3 protein-coding genes and 1 pseudogene are annotated in these 5,963 nt (G+C 70.9%); all 4 read right to left on the reverse strand.

Annotated features, from left to right (window positions below):
* On the reverse strand, positions 1-1,403 hold a 1,403-nt coding region (gene treS, locus JWQ91_RS15675), incomplete at its 3' end, for a maltose alpha-D-glucosyltransferase (protein WP_297786264.1).
* Positions 1,403-3,370, reverse strand: a complete 1,968-nt coding sequence (locus JWQ91_RS15680) for a maltotransferase domain-containing protein (RefSeq protein ID WP_297786267.1) — start codon at positions 3,368-3,370, stop codon at positions 1,403-1,405. The genes treS and JWQ91_RS15680, both read right to left, overlap by 1 nt.
* 78 nt (positions 3,371-3,448) lie before the next feature.
* Positions 3,449-5,596 carry a glycogen debranching protein GlgX gene (glgX, locus tag JWQ91_RS15685; protein WP_297786270.1) on the reverse strand — a complete coding sequence of 716 codons (2,148 nt, stop codon included), beginning with the start codon at positions 5,594-5,596 and terminating at the stop codon, positions 3,449-3,451.
* 52 nt (positions 5,597-5,648) lie between these two features.
* Positions 5,649-5,963, reverse strand: a pseudogene (locus JWQ91_RS15690) (hypothetical protein); the annotation flags it as partial.

Raw genomic sequence — 5,963 nt, forward strand, 5'->3', positions numbered from 1 at the left:
CGGCCCGGGTCGGAACGCGAGAAGCCCGCGTTGCGGTCGGGCGACCACTGCATCGGCGTGCGGACGGCGTCGCGGTCGCCGAGCCAGATGTTGTCGCCCATGCCGATCTCGTCGCCGTAGTACAGGACCGGTGAGCCGGGCAGGCTCAGCAGCATCGCCGTGAACAGCTCGAGCTGGTTGCGGTCGTTGTCGAGCAGGGGCGCGAGCCGCCGGCGGATGCCGATGTTGGCCTTCATCCGCGGGTCCTTGGCGTACTCCTGGTACATGTAGTCACGCTCGTCGTCGGTCACCATCTCGAGCGTCAGCTCGTCGTGGTTGCGCAGGAAGATGCCCCACTGCGTGCCGGATGGGATCTCCGGGGTCTGCTGCAGGATCTCCGAGATCGGGAACCGCGACTCGCGCCGGACCGCCATGAAGATGCGCGGCATGAGCGGGAAGTGGAATGCCATGTGGCACTCGTCGCCGCCGACGTCCGGGTTGCCGAAGTACTCCACGACGTCGGCGGGCCACTGGTTGGCCTCGGCCAGCAGGATCCGGCCGGGATACTCCCGGTCGACCGTCGCACGGACCTCCCGCAGGTACTCGTGCGTGCGCGGCAGGTTCTCGCCGTTGGTGCCCTCCTCCTCGAACAGGTAGGGCACGGCATCGAGCCGGAAGCCGTCGATGCCGAGGTCGAGCCAGAAGCGCAGGACGTCGATCATGGCCTCCCGCACCTCCGCGTTCTCGAAGTTGAGATCGGGCTGGTGGCTGAAGAAGCGGTGCCAGAAGAACTGGCCACGGACGGGGTCGTACGTCCAGTTGGACGACTCGGTGTCGACGAAGATGACGCGCGCGTCGGAGTAGGCCGAGTCGTCGTCGCTCCACACGTAGTAGTCGCCGTAGGGCCCGTCGGGGTCGTTGCGCGACGCCTGGAACCACGGGTGCGCGTCGGACGTGTGGTTGAGGACCAGGTCGGTGATGACCCGGATGTTGCGCTTGTGCGCCTCCTCGAGGAGGTAGACGAAGTCGTCGACCGTCCCGAACTCCGGCAGCACGGCGCGGAAGTCGCTGATGTCGTAGCCGCCGTCGCGCAGCGGCGAGGCGTAGAACGGCGGCAGCCACAGGCAGTCGACGCCGAGCCACTGCAGGTAGTCCAGCTTGCCGGCGAGCCCCCGCAGGTCGCCCGTGCCGTCGCCGTTGGAGTCCGCGAACGCGCGCACCAACACCTCGTAGAACACCGCGTGCTTGAACCAGTCCGGATCGCTCGGCGCCTGCTCGGCGTGCTCGAAGTCCTCGGCCTGCGGCTCGACCAGCGTGCCGTCGTCCTCGACAGCCTCACCGGTGTGCGGGGTCTCCTCCAGCCCGGTCAGCGCGGCGTCGGGGGCGGGTGTCGTGTGAGTCATGGTCTCCATCTCGTCGGTCATCAGAACGTCGTCCTCGGCTGCAGGCTCAGCACGTGCGCGACGGCGCGCACGGGGTCCAGGCGCACGTAGTTGGCGTCCCCCCAGTCGTACGTCTCACCGGTCACCTCGTCGTGCGCAATGACCCGGTCACCCCAGTCCAGGCCCAGCGCCGGCAGGTCGAGGTGCACCGTGCCCTCGCGCGCCTCGTGCGGGTCCAGGGACAGCACCACGAGCACCGTGTCGCCGGTCTCGGGATCGACCTTGGAGTACGCCAGCAGCGCCTCGTGGTCGACGTCGTGGAAGTGCAGGGTCCGCATCTGCTGCAGGGCGGGGTGGGCCCGCCGGATCTCGTTGAGCCGGGTGATCCACGGCTCGAGCGAGCGTCCCTCCGCCAGTGCGGCCTCGTAGTCACGGGGGCGCAGCTCGAACTTCTCCGAGTGGAGGTACTCCTCGCTGCCGGGCTTCTGCGGCTCGTGCTCGTACAGCTCGAACCCGGAGTAGACGCCCCACGTCGGCGACAGCGTCGCGGCGAGCGCCGCTCGGATCGCGAACATCGCCGGGCCGCCGACCTGCAGGTGCTCGGGCAGGATGTCGGGGGTGTTGACGAACAGATTGGCCCGTGACTCGTCCCAGCGGTCGCGGATCTGCTCGCCGAACTCGACGATCTCGGCCTTCGTGGTCCGCCACGTGAAGTACGTGTAGCTCTGCGTGAAGCCCGCGCGCCCCAGCCCGTACAGCCGGGCCGGCCGGGTGAACGCCTCGGCGAGGAACAGCACGTCGGGATGGGTCTGCTTGACCGTCGCGATGAGCCACGCCCAGAAGCTCGTCGGCTTGGTGTGCGGGTTGTCGACCCGGAAGATCCGGACGCCGCGGTCGACCCACGCCATCGTGATCCGGAGCATCTCGGCGTATGCCGACTCGGGGTCGTTGTCGAAGTTGAGCGGGTAGATGTCCTGGTACTTCTTCGGCGGATTCTCGGCGTAGGCGATCGTCCCGTCGGGCAGGACCGTGAAGAGCTCGGGGTGCTGCGTGGCCCACGGGTGGTCGGGCGCGGCCTGCAGCGCCAGGTCGAGGGCGACCTCGAGGTCGAGCTCGCGGGCGCGCTTGACCAGGGCGTCGAAGTCCTTGAACGTGCCCAGGTCCGGGTGGATCGCGTCGTGCCCGCCCTCGGCGGCGCCGATCGCCCACGGCGAGCCGACATCGTCCTTGGTCGGGGTCAGGGTGTTGTCCTTGCCCTTGCGGTTGACCCGCCCGATGGGGTGGATCGGCGGGAAGTAGATGACGTCGAAGCCCATCCGCGCAACCCGGTCGAGCGCCGTGGCCGTGGTCCGGAGCGTGCCGTGCCGCGGCTGGCCCTTCTTGTCCACCCCGCCCGTCGAACGGGGGAACAGCTCGTACCACGAGCCGTACGCGGCACGGCCGCGGTCGACCCAGAGGGTGTGCGGCACGCCCTGCGTCACGAGCTCGCGGACCGGGTCGTCGTGCATCAGCTGCTGGACCTCGGCACCGAGGGCCACCGACAGCCGGTCGTCGAGCGGCAGCTTGGTCGCGCGCAACGCCGCGGCGGCGTCCTTGAGGACGTGCCTGCCGCGGCCGGCGGGGGCCTTGAGGTCAAGCAGCCGGGCGCCGATCTCGAGGTCGTTGGCCATCTCCGCGGCGGTCTGGCCGGCGGCGTGCTTGACCGAGGCGGCGTGCGTCCAGGTCGCCCACGGGTCACCCCACGCGTCGACGCGGAACGTCCACGCGCCGACGGCGTCGGGCACGATCGTCGCGGCGAACAGGTCCAGGCCCGTGCCGCGCTCGGCCATGCGGGTCTGCCGCTCCACGCCGTCGGGCCCGGACCACACGACCGTCGCGGCGACGGCGTCGTGCCCCTCCCGCCACACCGTGGCGGTGACCGGGACGTGCTCGCCCACGACCGCCTTGGAAGGATCCCGACCGCCGGCCACCTCGGGCCGTACGTCATCGATGCCGAGTCGACCCGTCATGTGAAGCGCTCTCCGCTCTGCGTCGTCGTGGTGTGCTTCTGGTCCCACCCTGCCAGTGGTGCCCGGTCGCGCAACAGGTCAAACGGTGGCAGCGGTGTCGGACTCCTCACGCGGCGCCTTGAGCAGCAGCAACGAGCGTCCCTCGAGCGTCACGGCGCCTCCCGCCGACAGCGGCTCCTCCGAGGCCGGACGACCGTCCTGGGTCGTCGTGTCGAGCACCGGCTCGAACGTCGTGCCGAACTCCGGGCCCGGCAGCGTGACGTCGATCGGGTCGGCGCCGGCGTGCACCAGCAGGAGCCAGGAGTGATCGACCAGCAGCTCGCCCTCTCGGGTGCGCGACTGGCTGTTGGACCCGTCGATCCACATGCCGAGGGTCCGGCACTCGGGATCGGCCCAGGCGGCCTCGTCGACCTCCTCGCCGTCCGGGCGCAGCCAGATCAGGTCGGGGCGGCCGGTCGGGGTGGTCCGGCCGTCGAAGAACTCGGGCTGGCGCAGCGCGGGGCTGTCGGCGCGCAGGAAGATGACCCGGCGGGCGAACGACAGCATTGCCTCGGACTCCTCCGTCGCGGTCCAGTCGACCCACGACGTCGGGTCGTCCAGGCAGTAGGCGTTGTTGTTGCCGCCCTGGGTGCGCCACCGCTCGTCGCCGGCGACGAACATCGGCGTCCCGGTCGACAGCATCAGGGTCGCGAACAGGTTGCGCGCCTGGCGGGCCCGCAGCGCGGTGACCGCGGGATCGTCGGTCTCGCCCTCGACGCCGTGGTTCCACGACCGGTTGTCGTTGGTGCCGTCGCGGTTGTCCTCGCCGTTGGCGTCGTTGTGCTTGCCGTCGTACGAGACGAGGTCGCGCAGCGTGAACCCGTCGTGGGCGTCGACGAAGTTGATCGACTGCCACGGGCGACGCAGGCTGTGGTCGTACAGGTCGGAGGACCCCGTCAGGCGGTAGGCCAGGTCGTCGACGCCCGTCTCGCCGCGCCAGAAGTCGCGGATCGTGTCGCGGTAGACGCCGTTCCACTCGGCCCACTGGGCGGCGAAGTAGCCGACCTGATAGCCCTCCCCCGTCGCGTCCCACGGCTCGGCGATGAGCTTGCAGCGGGACAGCACCGGATCGGTCGTGATGGCGGTCAGCAGCGCCGAGTCGCGGTCGAACTCGCCGCCGCGCGGACGGCCCAGGGTGCTGGCGAGGTCGAAGCGGAAGCCGTCGACGCCGAGCTCGGTGGCCCAGTAGCGCAGCGAGTCGGTCACCAGCCGGATGACGGTCGGCGAGGCCGCCTCGATCGTGTTGCCGCAGCCCGTGATGTCGGCCATGTGGCCGTCGTCGTCGTGCAGGTAGTAGGCCGGCGCCTCGTAGCCGCGGAAGCTCAGCGTCGGCCCGTCGGGACCGCCCTCACACGTGTGGTTGTAGACGACGTCGACGATGACCTCGATGCCCGCCGCGTGGAGCGCCGCGACCATCGTGCGGAACTCCTCGACCTCGCGGCCGGCCTCGCTGGCGTAGCCCGCGTGCGGGGCGAAGTAGCCCAGCGGCGAGTAGCCCCAGTAGTTGTGCCGGCCAGCCCGGATCAACGAGGGCTCGTCGCAGAACGCCTGCACGGGGAGCAGCTCGACGCTCGTCACGCCGAGGCGCAGCAGGTGGTCGATCGCGACGGGGTGGGCCAGGCCGAGATAGGTGCCGCGCAGGGGCTCGGGGATGTCGGGGTGCTGCGCCGTGAAGCCCTTGACGTGCAGCTCGTAGACGACGGTCTCCTCGAACGGGATGTCGGGCTTGACCCCGGTGTCCGGACCGCCGGGGCTCGTGACGACGCTGAGGGGGACGCTGCCCAACGAGTCGACCGCGCTGGGCTCGACGCCCTCGGGGTCGTCGGCGTAGCCGTAGGCCGCCGCCAGGTCCGTCAGCGCTCCGGAGATCCGCCGGGCGTAGGGGTCGACGAGGATCTTGGCCGGGTTGCAGCGCAGGCCGGTCTTGGGCTCGTACGGCCCGTGGACCCGGAAGCCGTACTTCTGGCCGGGCGTCACCCCGGGGACCAGCCCGTGCCACACCCCGAAGGTCCGCTCCGGCAGCTCGATCCGGCGCTCGTTGCCGTCGTCGTCGACGAGGCACACCTCGACCTTGTCGGCCACGCTGCTGGCGACCGCGAAGCGCACGCCTCCGGCCTCGGGGTGGGCACCCAGCGGGAAGGGGCGGCCCGCGAGCACCTGGGTGTCGGCGGTGGGGTGGGTGGCCATGGGGGGCAGTCTCTCAGGTGGGCGGTCGGAGGGGTCCTCGCTCGGGGTCGGACTAGGCCGTGGCGGAGCGGGCGGCCTTCGCAGCCTTGCGCCTGCCCCGGCGGTCGGACGCGGCGTCGATCAGCAGGCTCACGCCGATGCCGGCCAGCCACACGTCCTTGGCGATCGGGAGGCCGGCCTGCGTCGGCCGCAGGCCCTCGCGCAGTCCGGGCGTCTTGGCATACACCCCGAGCAGCCCGGCGGAGAACGCCGTCAGGCCGGCGCCCGCGGTCCACGCCGGGACGACCGGCGCGAGCAGGGCGGCACCGACCGCGATCTCGCCGACTGCCAGCGCCTTGAGGAACAGCGGCGGGTCGACCTTCTTCAG

Origin of the sequence: Aeromicrobium sp., from assembly GCF_025965075.1 — a bacterium.
In the GTDB taxonomy this organism is placed as follows: Bacteria; Actinomycetota; Actinomycetes; order Propionibacteriales; family Nocardioidaceae; genus Aeromicrobium.

What these genes read in the sequence shown, in the direction of transcription:
- JWQ91_RS15680 (WP_297786267.1), bottom strand. Translation starts at nt 3,370, where the DNA reads ATGACGGGTCGACTCGGCATCGATGACGTACGGCCCGAGGTGGCCGGC.
- glgX (WP_297786270.1), bottom strand. Translation starts at nt 5,596, where the DNA reads ATGGCCACCCACCCCACCGCCGACACCCAGGTGCTCGCGGGCCGCCCC.